This window comes from Gottfriedia sp. NPDC057948 (assembly GCF_042887255.1).
Classification (GTDB): domain Bacteria; phylum Bacillota; class Bacilli; order Bacillales; family Bacillaceae_G; genus Gottfriedia.
Genome location: NZ_JBHVPN010000016.1, coordinates 100,755 through 115,152 on the forward strand (window position 1 = coordinate 100,755; position 14,398 = coordinate 115,152).

Here is a 14,398-nt window from a genome sequence, read left to right on the forward strand (position 1 = left end):
TCCTTATCCAAATTTTTGAATATTCTAGTACAATTTTCTCCATTTACATTTTTATTAGCTTCAAATTAGTTGACTTAGTCAACTTTTTTATTTTATATTATTAGTAATCTAAAATTTCAGAATATTGAAGGTGAGAAAAATATGAATCATGTTGAAAAAATACGCAAATTTAACAGACATTATGCCAATGTATTGGGAAAAATTGATCAAGAAATCTATAATCACCCTTTTCCATTAACTGAAGCCAGAATCATTACAGAAATCAACGAAAACAACGGATGTACTGCCACAGATATTATCGAAAAACTCGGCATTGATCGCGGTTATTTAAGTCGCATTATTCAACGATTTGATGACGAAAACATCATTTCAAAAATCCAATCTCCTGAAGATAAACGTCAATATACTCTGCATTTAACAGCAAAAGGAAACGAAATCTACAATAAATTGGTTAATGATGCGAACATTGGCGTAGAAAGTATGATTCAAAGCCTTTCTACTCCTGAAGTAAAAGAACTAGTAAAATCAATGGAAACAATTGAATCCATTTTCTCTTTAAATCAGACATCTATTCCTGAAATTTCAATTCGACCATTTAAACCTGGCGATGTTGGGTACGTCGCTTATATTCATGGAAAGATTTATAGTACAACCTACCAATTTGGTCGTGTATTTGAATATTATGTAATGAAAGGGTTAAGCGAATTTATATTGAATTCTAACGGAGGCGAACTTTGGGTCGCAGAAGTAAATGGAGAAATCGTCGGATCAATTGCTATTACGAAAGCAAATGAGTCAGTAGCACAGCTTAGATGGTTTGTATTAGATGAAAAATACCAAGGATTAGGTATCGGTAAAAAGCTAATCGAAACAGCACTCAACTTCTGTAAGGAAAACCAATTCGAACATGTATTTTTATGGACTGTAAGCACATTAGAGACCGCACGTTATCTTTATAAAAAATATAACTTTACTTTAACTGAAGAGAAACCTAACTTCGAATGGACTGGATCTGAGTTAATTGAGGAAAGATGGGATTTAGTGTTTTCATAAACAAAATATTTGAAAAGAAGGTCATCCATTAAATGGATTGACCTTCTAATTTTCCACTTATTTTAATTTACCTAATTCATCAATAAATGCCGGTTTTTTAACGTATTTTTGTTTAAAGTCACTAATAATATTCTGAGCGTATTGGCTACCAAAAATTTTATTAAACTCTACGATTGTTTTACAAACTTTTTTATACATTTTCCGTTCAGTTGCTTGTCCTGCTTCTACTTCAATTAGTTTTGCATAGATTTCTCTTGTTTCTTCCAAATATTCTTCTACTAAATGCGGATAAAGTTTTTTAATTGAAGAAATATGAGATTTACAATATTGAAGTAATTTTCCACTCATTTTTTCCTCAATTAATATTTCAACATAGATATTAGGAATATAGCGTTGCTTTTCTAATTCAGTTAATATTTCTTCTAAAACACTAGGCCATTCACTTGGTTGATAAAGCATTTTCAACTTTGAATAAGACTCAAAATGGTTATCATAAATAAATTCTAAAAGTAACTCAGATTGTTTATTTTTATCTTCAAGCTTTTCGTAGGCAACTAATTGATATTGTTTCCATTTCTTAACTTGTCCACGATATTCTTGATCTTCAATTATTCCATCCTCACAAAGCCTCAATACCTCTAAATAATCATTTGATTGAATTAAGTGATCAATAGCTTTTTCTCTAAATTCACCTAACTTTATATTTTTATAAACGAACTGCATTGCATCGTCAAATCCATCATATTGTTCAATAATTTGATATTGAAGTAACTTTATATTTTCTTTATTGTAATTTGCACTCCAAGAATCACCTTTTATTTCACTTAAAAGTTTTTCAAGTTTATTTTCAAGTTTGTTTCTTAACTTTTCAATACTGCAAAAATGAATGCAACTCTCTAATAGACTATATCTCCATTCACTCCAATCGTCGTATCGTGAATGCTCAGCCTCTTTTAGTATCTTCATAAAAAAGGACTCTTGTTGTTTTTCATCTAAATAGCTTACAAAATATGCTGCATCATTAATAATGTCCAAACTATTTGAAACAACCGGATTTATGAAGCCCCCAGAGTCATCACTATAATTCATCATGTTTAATACTTCTGGAAGAATAATTAAACATAATGAAATTGCTGTATCGGGCTCTTCCTCTAAAAGCATTTGTCTCGCTTTATCTAACGTCATATAAACACCTTGCAATGCATCGCCTAATTTATTCCACGGAATAAAACCTCGATATTTAGATTGATTGATATATTCCTTAATTAATTTTTTGCTATTCAATCTTACGTCTTCATTTGATGAATACTTAAATAATAATCCTTTTTCAATTTCTTCATTTTCCTCAGCTAAGTCTAGAACAATTGTAAGTAATTCCTCTTTCTTAAGAGTAGAAAGTATTTGTTTTAAATTCTTTTCTTTATTTACCGTAGATTGCTTGCTCATTGTTAGTTTATCTCCTCATTTAAATGACATTCTCTTACCAATAAAAGTTTAAAGATCTATTTTCTCTTTAATTATTACAAAATAAATAATAAAGAGGCAACGCAAAAAACATACGTTGCCCCACATTCCTTCTATCTACACAAAACCTAAATAACTTTTAGTAATATAAGAATAGATGATTTTCCCATTTTAATTATACTTATTAAATAAACTTGCAAGTGCAGTTCGATATGGCTCAAATTCTTTTTCCCCACTTTACGGAGAAAATGAAGAAGATAAGTTCCTACCTAAAAATCCTTCTAAATCCATTTCCAAATCATTTCTATAACCCATCGTTTCATTCAATACAAAACACCTTCTTAAAAAATGTTTTATGGGTTACATTTGATGAGCATGAAGTCTAGCAAAAATCCCATCTTCCTGTGATAGTAGTTCTGTATGCGTACCATCTTCAGCAATTCCTTCTTCAGTAATTACTAAAATTCGATCCGCTTTTTTAATTGTACCTAGTCGATGAGCAATAACTAATGTTGTTCGATCTTTTGATAAATCATTCAGTGCCTCTTGAATAATTGCTTCTGTCTCTGTATCTAATGCTGAGGTAGCTTCATCTAATATTAGGATTGGTGGATTTTTCAAAAACATTCTAGCAATTGCTAATCGTTGTTTTTGTCCTCCAGAAAGCTTTAATCCTCTTTCTCCAATTTGAGTTTCATAACCATCAGGCAATGAAGCAATTAAGTCAGTTAAGTGGGCTTTTCTAGCTGCTTCTTCTATTTCACCACCGGTTGCATTTAACTTACCGTAAGCTATATTTTCTTTTAATGTACCTGTAAATAAAAAGACATCCTGTTGTACGATTCCGATATTTGATCGCAATGATTCCTTCGTCATGTTTCGAATATCAATTCCATCAATTGTGATTGCACCTTCTAAAACATCATAAAATCTTGGAATTAATGAACAAATTGTAGTTTTCCCAGCTCCTGAAGGACCTACAAAGGCAATTGTTTTACCGGCCTCAATAGAGAAGGAAAGATCATTTAAGATTCTACGTTTGTTTTCATAACCAAATGAAACATTTTTGAACTTAATATCCCCTATTAAATTAATTACTTCAATTGCATCAGGAGTATTTACAATGTCTGGCTCATTATCAATCAATTCAGTAAAACGTTTAAAGCCCGCCATACCCTTTGGATATAATTCAAGTAATGCACTAATCTTATCGATCGGTTTAAATAAAATGTTTAAATATAAAATAAACGCTACTAATTCTCCATACGATAAAATTTTCGTGAAACTTAACCAAGCTCCAAAAACTAGAATAACAAGTGTCATTAAACGAGTAGATACATAGATTCCTAATAAATTCACGCTCATTACTTTATAAGCTTTTAGTTTCGTTTTACGGAAGTATTGGTTATTTTTATTAAATCGTTTCATTTCATATTGTTCATTCGTAAAAGATTGAACTACTCTTACGCCTGAAACACTATCTTCAACTTGCGCATTAACATTCGCTATATTTCCATACATTTTACTCCATGAATTATTCATTTTCATGTTTGAGTATGAAATTAACCAGACTAAAAATGGAACGATTATGATTGCTACTAATGCAAGCTTCACATTAATTGCTAGCATAATCCAAAACGCACCGATGAAGGTCATAATTGCAATAAATAAATCCTCTGGACCATGGTGCGCTAATTCACCAATATCCATTAAATCATTTGTAATACGGCTCATTATATGACCAGTCTTCGTATTATCAAAGAAACGAAAAGATTGACGTTGTACATGATTGAATAACTCACGACGCATATCAGTCTCAATATTAATACCAAGTTTATGCCCCCAATAATTCACAACAAATTGCATACCAGAACTTACTAAATAAAGTACTAAAAGTCCGATGCTAATCGAGATAATTTTACTCCAATTCCCTTCTGGCAGCAGTTTATCAATAAACCAAGATACTGCTAAAGGAAATCCAAGCTCCATTAATCCTACTAATATTGCACAGAAAAAGTCTATATAGAATAGCTTTTTGTGCGGGCGATAATAACTAAAAAATCGTTTAATCAAAATACTGCACCTCGAATTCTATTGATTAATCTAGTTCGTTAGATGTTAATACCTTACCACATGTGATTTAAGTGTGCTATTATTTCAGAATTTTCCAACTAACCAACAAAAATATCGTAATACTGAATATCATTAAACAAGTATAAAAGACTAATTGTCTCATATTTTAATAAAGTATGTACTAATTCATTTACCTGTTCAAATGTCGAATTGTGCTCTTAAATATTTTGTAAATTCTAAATAAAATGTATTTTATTTTCAACATTAGTGTGTTACGATTCAACTTGTGTGTTACTGGATATTTTTACCATAAGGGAGGGAAACATGAATGTCGTGGTTTACAAAATGGGCCTTTAATAATAAAGCCGCCATTACCTTTTTATCCGTTCTCATTTTATTAATTGGAGTATTAAGTTATAAAAAGCTTCCAATGGAATTCTTACCTGCTGCAGACCAACCAATTGTTTCTGTCATTGTTATGGGCCAAGGTACTGATTCGAAAACAATGGAGGATCAAGTAACTACTCCGATTGAAAGTGCTGTCTCTGGTGTGAAGGGAAAAAGTCATATTTATTCAAGCACAAGCAATGGTTTTTCAAAAATTGATGTATATTATGAATCAGGAACAAATATGAAGGACGCTAAACAAGAAGTCCAAGAATCTTTAAATAAAGTCACACTACCTCAAAATGTTAGTAAACCTACAATTGTTCAATTAAACACTTCCATGATCCCTATCGCAGATGTTGCAATCACTTTCGAGGATGGATTAAGTCCGAATAATATTGATTTTGCAAACAAAAAAGTTCTTCCCTATTTCAAAGACATAAAAGGCGTAGCTGACGTTCAAACATACGGTACAGAAAAATCTTTTGTTTCTGTAAAAATCGATAATGCGAAGCTAGCACAGAATAAAGTATCACTAGAAACTGTCATGGGTATTATTCGCGGCCAAAATTCTGCAGTTTCAGTTGGCGAGGGTATTATAAATGATAAAACTAGTAATATTAAAGTCGTTGGGAATTTAGATAATATAGACAAAGTAAAGAATCTTACGGTCGCTGATCATGTTAAATTAGCTGATATTGCAACTGTTGAAGTGAAAAAGCCAGCTAACAATCTAACAAGAATCAACGGAAAAGACGGATTATTATTAATCGTCACGAAGGATAGTAATTCTAATGCAGTTAGTATTACAAAGGATGTAAGAGAAGCTACTAAACACTTAAATAAAAAATATAAAAATATGAATTCAGATGTCATGGTCGCAACATCAGATATGGTTAAAACTTCTGTACATGCAATGATTAAGGAAGTTTTACTTGGTGCATTATTTGCTACGATTGTCATCATGTTATTCTTAAGAAATGTACGTTCAACACTAATTACCATTGTTTCCATTCCGCTATCGCTATGTTTAACATTATTTTTACTTGCAGAGTCTGGCATTACACTGAATGTTTTAACACTCGGTGGAGTAGCAGTAGCAGTTGGACGATTAGTTGATGATAGTATTGTCGTTATTGAGAATATTTTTAGAAAAACTCAATCAGAGAAATTTTCAGTTCAAATGATTATTGATGCTACGAAAGAAGTCGGAAGTGCAATTACAGCCTCTACTTTAACGACTGTTGCTGTATTTTTACCGATAGGAATTATTAGCACGGGACTTAAAGATTTCATGCTTCCATTTGCCTTAACCATTACTTACTCTTTATTAGCTTCATTGTTTGTTGCATTGACCGTCGTTCCATTATTAAGTGCATTCTTCCTTAAAAAGGCTAAATTAAAAGCTCATAATCCTTCAGTACGATATAAAAAAGTTCTTACTTGGTCTTTGAATCATAAATGGGTAATTATAGTCGTTTCATTCTTATTATTTGTCGGCTCAATTGGTACTTACTTCGCTATGCCAAAAGGTGCAACAGATAATTCTTCTTCAGATTTTGTTCAAACAACTTTAACGTATCCGAGTGATACACCCGTCGAAAAAGTAAAAGAAAATACTCTTAAATTAGAAAAGTATATTCTTGAACAAAAAGGAATAAAAGGAGTTTATACTCAATTAGGTAGTACAGCTGATGCTGCAAAATATGGAGATGTCCGCTCTTCTACCCAAGCAATCTATTTAATTACATTAGATGATAAAAAACTGACTGATCAAGTTGTAAAGAAAATCAATACGCAAAAATCTAACTATGCGGATGCAGAATTAAGTACGATGGCATCTAGTTTATTTGGAGGTTCTAAAACTCAAATTACGATCGATGTTGTCGGAAATAATTTAAATGATTTAGAGAATACCGCAAGTGAAATTAAAAATAAAATCAAAAATATTGATGGGGTTAAAAAGGTAACAACAAATGAGGAAGATAAAAAAACTGTTTATTCATTAGAGGTTGACCCTTCAAAAGGTAATGCTGAGCAACTATCTCAACAATTATTTGTTATGTTGAATCGAACGCCACTTGGAACAGTTACGATTGATCAACAACCGACTGATGTTTATCTTGAACCAATATTAGATCCTAAAACACCTGAGGATATTAAATCAGTACCGATTATGACTAAAGCTGGAATGATTCCAGTATCATCAGTAGCTACACTAAAAGTCGAAGAAAAGTCTACTAATCTATATCATAAAGATGGCGATCCGTATTTAAGTATATCTGCCGAAGTAAAGCCAGATAAGCTTTCAAAAATTAATGCAGATTTAAATAAAGTTATTTTTGGAGATAAAAAATCAAAAGGCATGAAAATTGCTGATGGTGTAAATGTATACATTGGTGGTGCCCTTGCACAGCAATCACAAGATTTCTCAGATCTATATATGATCATGCTTGTCTCTATCGGATTAGTTTTCCTAATCATGATTATTACATTTAAAACATTCCGTGCACCTATTGCTATACTATGTTCTTTACCTTTAGCGGCGATCGGAGCTGTGCTTGGATTAATTATAAGTCGTATTTCAGTTGAACCAACTGCACTATTAGGAGCACTCATGCTCATCGGAATTGTCGTGACAAACGCAATCGTATTACTAGATCGAGTAAAACAAAAAGAAAAACAGATGATTCTACGTGAAGCAATTATCGATGCTGCAGTAACTCGTATTCGACCAATTCTTATGACGGCTGTAGCTACAATTTGTGCAATGTTACCATTACTATTCAAAAAAGCCGAAACCGGTAGCCTTGTATCCCAAAGCCTTGCAGTTGTCGTAATTGGCGGATTAACTGTTTCAACATTATTAACACTAATTGTCATCCCTGTTATTTATGAATTACTTTATTTTAGAAAATCTAAAAAACAGCGTAAACAACAAGATACTAGTAAACCAGTAAGTTTGTAAATAAACAAGGGATATCTCGATGTTTTTGAGATATCCCTTATTTTTAGTTAAAGATCTGTCACAAACACTTTACGATCTCGCCTTAATTCAAATAAAAAACACAAGGAAAATGAATTAACCTTGTGCTTGTTTATACCACCATCAACTTCCTGGAGGTTTTGGATCATCTTCCTTCTTATTGAATGCGTAAATTTCATTGTTTGGCGAATGATGGCTTTGAATCGTATTTATTCCTACACTCACCAGCACAGTCATAACTAGAGAAAGAGCAATAAGTTTAATCTTCTTTTTCATCTGAGAACTCCTTTATTATGTGTCTTCTTCATTTGATGTAAACTGATTTGTAAATACTTATTAGCTAAAAGTGGGTCGCCTTCTCTTTGGTAATATTCGGCTATTCGTTCACTGTATTCATAAACCTTCATTCGATTACCGCGTTTCTCCATAATTGGTAAGCCGTCTGACATTAAATACCGGATTAATGCCTTCTCTTCGTTTTTTGCTTCAAAATATAATACTCGTAATTTCACATATTCTAATTTTGTTGTATCTTCGAATGACACTAGTTCATGTTCTAGCATATTCACAACTTGTTCATTTTTTTGTAGTTTTAGCAAATGAGTAGCAATATTTCCTAATGTAAGGTAATAACTCTCAGTATATTTCTCTATTAATGCAAGTGATTTATAATAGCACTCCAACGCTTTTTCTGAAAAATTTTGAGTACCATATAAAAAACCTAAATTATGCCAAGCCATTTCTTCAATTGTTGTGTTTTGAATTAATTCTGCATCATCTAGTATTTCTTTTAATAAATTTTCTGCTCTTTCATATTCACCTGTTTCAGTTAAATGAATTGATAAAATTGTTTTCACATCTAACATTCTAATAATATTATTCCTTTTTTTGAAAACTTCTAGTGCTTTATTACCGAAATAGATTGCTAATGCAGATTGTCCTAATCTACAATGCATTAAGGATTTTAAATAAAAATATTCAGTTATGTCATCTCGATACAGTTTCCTTAAATCTTTTACTTCTTCTAGTAAGTCTAAAGATTTAATAAAATTATTCCTTTTATGATTAAAAATTGCATTTAATACATTCCAAACAAATAGTTCAAACCCAGAAAACATCTTCGTATTTTGACCCATTTTTTCAATTATTTGCTCTGCCAAATCGACCTGATTTAAAAACAAAGTATACCTTAGCATGTATAACTCATATACATAAAGCAATTCCGTATACTGGACAAATTCCTTATATTCCGTTAGGTCTTGATAGAGTGTATTTGCTTTTTTATGATGCAGTCGTTCAATTGCGTCATAGAACTCCTGTAGTTTTATTTTTATATGACTAACTTTATTTTTTTCATCTTCAACTGATATTCCTAACTTCATACACAATAGGTTTAAAGTTTCAATATTAACCTCTTTTGAGTTGTTCTCAATCTTACTTAAATGAGAAATTGAACAAATTCCATCACATAGCTGCTCTTGTGTCATCTGTTGTTTTTTTCGATGGTAATTAATAATTTTTCCAATTTTCATAGGTATTTTCCTTAAATATTATTTTAATATTATTAATATTCATTATAGTGTAAAACTACTCCTATTTCATCTTACATTTTTTCCCAAGATTATAAAACTCTAATTATATATATATACCAAAAAAAACATAGAGTCGAATTCAGACTCTATGCTAGTAAATAATTATCTATAATAAATCAATCTCTTTTGGTAGTTTAACAGTAGATAAAATTAGCGTCTCTTTTACTCGATCTTTAGCGTAGGAAGAATTGTTTAGTATCTCGTAATCAAGATACCCAGGATGACACATGACTTCAACAGATTGACCGTCCTGAACCCGTGTTAATATCTTTTCAAAATAGTCATCTGTCACGCCTTCCCCGTAGAAATCATGAAGAAAAATATCCGTAAAAGGAGTGATTCCTTGTAAAGCATTTTCAGAAATGCGTCTAACACTTAAATTATATTTTTGAGCTAACTTCTGTACGACTGGTAAAAAATCAGGCACGGTATGAACATGGTGGTGGCTATCAAAATGAGTTGGTTTTAGTCCCGATTCTAAGAATTTTTCTATTTGTGCAGTCCATTCTCTTTCTAATTCATCTAGTGATATATTTTTATCTTCAAAGAACTCATGTCTACTTTTAAAGTTACCATTTCCATTAACAAGTGTTGGAACATCATTTAAAAGTGGCTTTCCACAAGTTAAAACAAGATGGATCCCTACTTGAAGACTTGGATTTTCTTTTGCTAGCTCTACAGCGTGACTTACGCCGGGCATATTCATCATCATGGTAGTTGAGTTAACAACTCCATTTTTATGTGCATCAATTATTCCATAATTAATTCCCCTTGAATAACCAAAATCGTCTGCATTCACAATTAGTTTAATCATTTAACTTTCACCTCTTTAAAAAATTGAGGTAAATATTTTTTATGTGCTTCTAGCATTTCATCAACAATTTCCTTAGCAACTTTATCTGATGCAACTAACGGGTTAATCGTTAATGCTAGAATGGCCAAGTCATAGTCACCTGTTACCGCGGCTTCACAAGCAACTCTTTCAAATGATTTGATTTGTTGAACGAGCCCTCTTACAGATACCGGTAGATCTCCCATTACAATTGGTTTTGGCCCATCCTTTGTGATGACACAGCTTACCTCTACCGCTGAGTCATTGGGAATACTAGCAATCGAACCATTATTCATCGTATTAACCGGTTGAATATCACCTTTATCATTATAGATAGAAGAAATTAAGCGAACCGCTGCATCACTATAATAAGCCCCGCCTCGTTTTTCGAGCTGAGGTGGTTTGATTGATAGATTTGGATCTTTATAAAGTTCAAAAAGATCATCCTCTAATTTTTTAACAACTTCAGCACGAGTTCCTACAGTTTCGGCATTTTTGATATCCTTTTCAACCATTTCACGCGTTTTATAATAATAGTTATGATAAGGACAAGGTAGTGCGTTTAAAGCACGAAGAAACTCAGGTTCCCATCCATATCCTTGAATATTCTTAACAAAACTAGAGTTTTCTGGATTCGTTAATAATTCAATGACTTGATCTTTTACACTTTCGCCGTCAACAAATACATCTAACCCATAAACCATATGATTTAATCCAGCAAAATCAATCCGTACACGAGAATGCTCAACTTTTAATAATTTGGCAATTCCCATTTCCATTCCGATTGGGACATTACATAAACCGACTACTTTTCGATGGTCAGTGTAACGAAGTACCGCCTCAGTAACCATACCAGCAGGATTTGTAAAATTAACTAACCACGCATTTGGACATAGATCCTTCATATCTTTTACAATATCTAAAATGACTGGAATTGTTCGCAAACCTTTAAATAATCCTCCTGGTCCATTTGTTTCTTGACCAAGTACACCATATTTTAAAGGTATTCTCTCATCCTTTGCCCTCGCATCTAACAAACCAACGCGAAATTGAGTTGTAACAAAGTCAGCATCTTTAAGTGCTTTTTTTCGATCAAGTGTCAAATGAACTTCTACAGGAAGACCTGCCTTTTGAAACATTCGTTTTGCTAATTGACCAACAATCTCTAATTTCTCTTTGCCTTCTTCAACATCTACAAGCCATAGCTCTCGTAATGGAAGCTCATCGTACCGTTTAATAAAACCTTCTACTAGCTCTGGAGTATAACTTGATCCTCCACCAATTGTCGCAATTTTGATTGATTTACTCATACTATGTAACCCTCCTTTTATTGGTTGCTTACTTCTTGCCGCAGTTCAATAATCTCCCTTGCTAAATCTTTAAGCGTCATTGCTGTCATTAAATGATCTTGTGCATGAATTAATAGAATTGGCGTATCAAAATCTTGTCCACCAGCCTCTGCCTGAATCAATTGAGTTTGATAGCGATGTGCTTGACTAAACTCGCGATCTGCCTCTGCAAGCTTCTCAAAAGCTAGCTCAAAATTCTTTTCTTTTGCTGCATAGATTCCCTCCATTGAAAGACTTCTAGCATTTCCACTATGCAAGATTAACTGAAAGGAAAGGTTGTACAATTCTTCTTTTGTCACTAGAATCACACCCTTTATTAGAATGGAAGAAAACAATACCAAGAGCCTGCCTATTGGCAAGCTTCATGTGTTTTTACCAAGAATCAAAACTTTTGTATCCTGACAGATTGAAAGCGAGCTCTTTCCAAAAGTTTGGGAGCCTGCTAGATAGCAAGCCCCTTTATGCATTAAGCATTTCTTATTTTGGTGAGCCTTGCTCAGTTTGTAAATTTTGTTTATCCCACATTCTAAAGAATGGGAAGTAAATTAAGAACGCTATAACAAGATTAATTAATTGCATTGCAGAGCCTCTCCAGTTACCTCCAGTTGCTAGCCAACCGCCGATAATTGGTGGAGTCGTCCAAGGGATTGCAATACCATGTGTTTTAGGAGCAAATCCTGTTTTCATTCCTATATATGTGGTTACAACAAGTACTAATGGCGTTAGAATAAATGGAACTAAAAGCAATGGATTCATTACTACAGGCGCACCGAACGTAATTGGTTCATTAATATTGAAAATACCAGGTCCAATCGATAGCCTTCCTAGTTGTTTTGCATGCTGACTCTTTGCAAATAATAGCATCATAAGTGCAAAACAAATTGTTGCTCCAGAACCACCCATGTAGATGAAGATATCAAAGAATTGTTGTGTAACAACATTTGGCATTGCATGATGAGCTTGAAGAGCTAAACGGTTTGCATCAGTTGCTGCTAACCATACTGGACCCATTACACCACCAACAATTGCCGCACCGTGTAAACCAACTGACCATAATAATTGAATTAATAATACGGCAATTAGCGCGCCAGCTAATGATCCACCAAGTCTACTAAGTGGATCTTGTAATAGATCCCCAACCACATTGTGCAGGGTTTCATAGTGTGTATGTTCAATTAATAAACGAATGATCCATACTAAGAAAATAACTAGAAATGCAGGAAATAATGCAACGAATGATTTACTTACACTAGGTGGTACACCCTCTGGCATCTTAATAACAAAATTCCTTTGAATTACCCATCTATAAATTTCAGTTGAGAACAACGCAATTATAATAGCAACAAACAGACCCTTACTTCCTAAAAACGCCATAGGTAGTACTCCGCCTACTTTAATAGCAGCAGTTGCCCCATCTGGTGTAAACATTGTGAAGTATGGTGTTGATAAAATAAATGAAGCAATCGAGATCGCACCAGCATTCAATGCATCTACTTTATAATGTTCAGCGAGTCGATATGCGATACCAAATCCTGCAATGAGCGCCATTATATCAAATGAAGCACTTACTGGATAAAGAAGCTTTGTTTGCCAAGCGGCACCGAATGTTTTTGCCATAAAATCTGGATATCCATCAAACGGTAAGAAGCCTAAGATTAAGAAAATAGAACCGACAATAATAAGAGGCAGTGTTAAAATAATTCCATCACGTAATGCTTGCAAGTGTCTTTGACCTGCAATTTTTCCAGCAATAGGCATTACTTTCTCTTCTAACATTTGAGTAAAGTTGGCCATCACAAATCACCCCTAAATGAAATTATGAACCTATTAAATCGATTGCAAATTTCAGGACCTCTGCTCCTTTACACATCCCGTAATGAACCGGATTGATGGCATCAACTGGTATTCCTTTTTGTAAACCTTCTTTTTTTAATTGTGGGAGTAGATACCTTACTTGGGGACCTACAAGTAATACATCTGCTTGATCAAGATGATTTTTAACATCATTAGCACTCACTGCCCAAATCCTTGCATCGATTCCTTCAGATTTTGCAGCAGCTTCCATTTTAGTAACTAATAAACTTGTAGACATACCGGCAGCACAACATAATAATATGTTCATTTAATCCCCCTTTCTCTCTAAAGAAAACGCTTACAATACAATTAAACTTCTACTAACAAGCAGAATTTACCCCTTACCTCTCTCCCTCTAGAATTTTAATCTCAAGAAATATATATTCGCCATTTTGGACATTAGGACAAATATAAAAAATATTTTTCCACTAATTGAACGCAATAATTTCCTGCTCCTAAAGTCGCTTAAAATAAAGCTTTGTACAAGCCTAAAGTATGATAACTTGTTAGACTAAACTGACAGGAATTTGCATTTAAACTACCTGAAAAAAGTCTCGCATTTGTACTAAATAATGCATGTATTTTGCGCTGAAATGCTAGTTTGAAATCCTTCCATTTTTAAATCTAGTAAAAAAGGAAATGGGTTTAACTCAAACCATTTCCTTTTTTTATCGTCATTATTATTTAAAATTAAATAGAGGACTTAAGTTACATGGACTTACCCCTGTCAAGTAGACACTATAAAAAAGGTATTACTTTAAGCAGCCTTAGCCCTGTATTCAATAGGGCTAAGGTTATTTAATTTCTT

11 protein-coding genes are annotated in these 14,398 nt (G+C 33.0%); 2 read left to right on the forward strand and 9 right to left on the reverse strand.

Features of this window, described 5'->3' with window-relative positions:
* Nucleotides 1–141 precede the first annotated feature (141 nt).
* The gene (locus ACFVRR_RS19485) at nt 142–1,053 is read left to right on the forward strand and encodes a bifunctional helix-turn-helix transcriptional regulator/GNAT family N-acetyltransferase (protein WP_387331890.1); all 912 of its coding nucleotides are present in this window, start codon (nt 142–144) and stop codon (nt 1,051–1,053) included.
* A gap of 57 nt (nt 1,054–1,110) precedes the next feature.
* Here ACFVRR_RS19485 and ACFVRR_RS19490 read toward each other — a convergent pair whose 3' ends face one another.
* The gene (locus tag ACFVRR_RS19490; protein WP_387331892.1) at nt 1,111–2,499 is read right to left on the reverse strand and encodes a hypothetical protein; all 1,389 of its coding nucleotides are present in this window, start codon (nt 2,497–2,499) and stop codon (nt 1,111–1,113) included.
* Nucleotides 2,500–2,877: 378 nt separating this feature from the next.
* Nucleotides 2,878–4,590: an ABC transporter ATP-binding protein gene (locus ACFVRR_RS19495; RefSeq protein WP_387331895.1), complete on the reverse strand. Its 1,713-nt coding sequence runs from the start codon at nt 4,588–4,590 to the stop codon at nt 2,878–2,880.
* 328 nt (nt 4,591–4,918) lie between these two features.
* On the opposite strand from ACFVRR_RS19495, the gene ACFVRR_RS19500 reads away from it, so the two are divergent.
* The gene (locus ACFVRR_RS19500; RefSeq protein ID WP_387331897.1) at nt 4,919–7,945 is read left to right on the forward strand and encodes an efflux RND transporter permease subunit; all 3,027 of its coding nucleotides are present in this window, start codon (nt 4,919–4,921) and stop codon (nt 7,943–7,945) included.
* 141 nt (nt 7,946–8,086) lie between these two features.
* Here ACFVRR_RS19500 and ACFVRR_RS19505 read toward each other — a convergent pair whose 3' ends face one another.
* The 7 genes from ACFVRR_RS19505 to ACFVRR_RS19535 all read right to left on the reverse strand — a co-directional run bounded on the left by ACFVRR_RS19505 (nt 8,087) and on the right by ACFVRR_RS19535 (nt 13,858).
* Nucleotides 8,087–8,239: a hypothetical protein gene (locus ACFVRR_RS19505; RefSeq protein WP_176522634.1), complete on the reverse strand. Its 153-nt coding sequence runs from the start codon at nt 8,237–8,239 to the stop codon at nt 8,087–8,089.
* Nucleotides 8,236–9,495 (reverse strand): helix-turn-helix domain-containing protein, encoded by a 1,260-nt coding sequence (locus tag ACFVRR_RS19510; RefSeq protein ID WP_387331899.1) that lies wholly within the window; start codon nt 9,493–9,495, stop codon nt 8,236–8,238. The genes ACFVRR_RS19505 and ACFVRR_RS19510 overlap by 4 nt, the downstream gene beginning before the upstream one ends.
* Before the next feature lie 166 nt (nt 9,496–9,661).
* Nucleotides 9,662–10,369 carry a chitin disaccharide deacetylase gene (gene chbG / locus ACFVRR_RS19515; RefSeq protein ID WP_387331901.1) on the reverse strand — a complete coding sequence of 236 codons (708 nt, stop codon included), beginning with the start codon at nt 10,367–10,369 and terminating at the stop codon, nt 9,662–9,664.
* Entirely contained in the window at nt 10,366–11,697 is a 1,332-nt protein-coding gene (locus ACFVRR_RS19520) for a 6-phospho-beta-glucosidase (RefSeq protein ID WP_387331903.1), read from the reverse strand. The genes chbG and ACFVRR_RS19520 overlap by 4 nt, the downstream gene beginning before the upstream one ends.
* Nucleotides 11,698–11,714: 17 nt before the next feature.
* A complete protein-coding gene (locus ACFVRR_RS19525) occupies nt 11,715–12,071 on the reverse strand; it encodes a PTS sugar transporter subunit IIA (protein ID WP_387331905.1) in 357 nt (118 codons plus the stop codon).
* 142 nt (nt 12,072–12,213) lie between these two features.
* On the reverse strand, nt 12,214–13,530 hold the full coding sequence (gene celB, locus ACFVRR_RS19530; RefSeq protein ID WP_097978232.1) for a PTS cellobiose transporter subunit IIC: 1,317 nt from the start codon (nt 13,528–13,530) through the stop codon (nt 12,214–12,216).
* Between the two features lie 22 nt (nt 13,531–13,552).
* Nucleotides 13,553–13,858 (reverse strand): PTS sugar transporter subunit IIB, encoded by a 306-nt coding sequence (locus tag ACFVRR_RS19535; RefSeq protein WP_069035316.1) that lies wholly within the window; start codon nt 13,856–13,858, stop codon nt 13,553–13,555.
* Nucleotides 13,859–14,398 lie beyond the last annotated feature (540 nt).

Coding starts and splice junctions, on each gene's coding strand:
- ACFVRR_RS19485 (WP_387331890.1), top strand. CDS start 142: ATGAATCATGTTGAAAAAATACGCAAATTTAACAGACATTATGCCAAT.
- ACFVRR_RS19490 (WP_387331892.1), bottom strand. CDS start 2,499: ATGAGCAAGCAATCTACGGTAAATAAAGAAAAGAATTTAAAACAAATA.
- ACFVRR_RS19500 (WP_387331897.1), top strand. CDS start 4,919: ATGTCGTGGTTTACAAAATGGGCCTTTAATAATAAAGCCGCCATTACC.
- ACFVRR_RS19505 (WP_176522634.1), bottom strand. CDS start 8,239: ATGAAAAAGAAGATTAAACTTATTGCTCTTTCTCTAGTTATGACTGTG.
- ACFVRR_RS19510 (WP_387331899.1), bottom strand. CDS start 9,495: ATGAAAATTGGAAAAATTATTAATTACCATCGAAAAAAACAACAGATG.
- chbG (WP_387331901.1), bottom strand. CDS start 10,369: ATGATTAAACTAATTGTGAATGCAGACGATTTTGGTTATTCAAGGGGA.
- ACFVRR_RS19520 (WP_387331903.1), bottom strand. CDS start 11,697: ATGAGTAAATCAATCAAAATTGCGACAATTGGTGGAGGATCAAGTTAT.
- celB (WP_097978232.1), bottom strand. CDS start 13,530: ATGGCCAACTTTACTCAAATGTTAGAAGAGAAAGTAATGCCTATTGCT.
- ACFVRR_RS19535 (WP_069035316.1), bottom strand. CDS start 13,858: ATGAACATATTATTATGTTGTGCTGCCGGTATGTCTACAAGTTTATTA.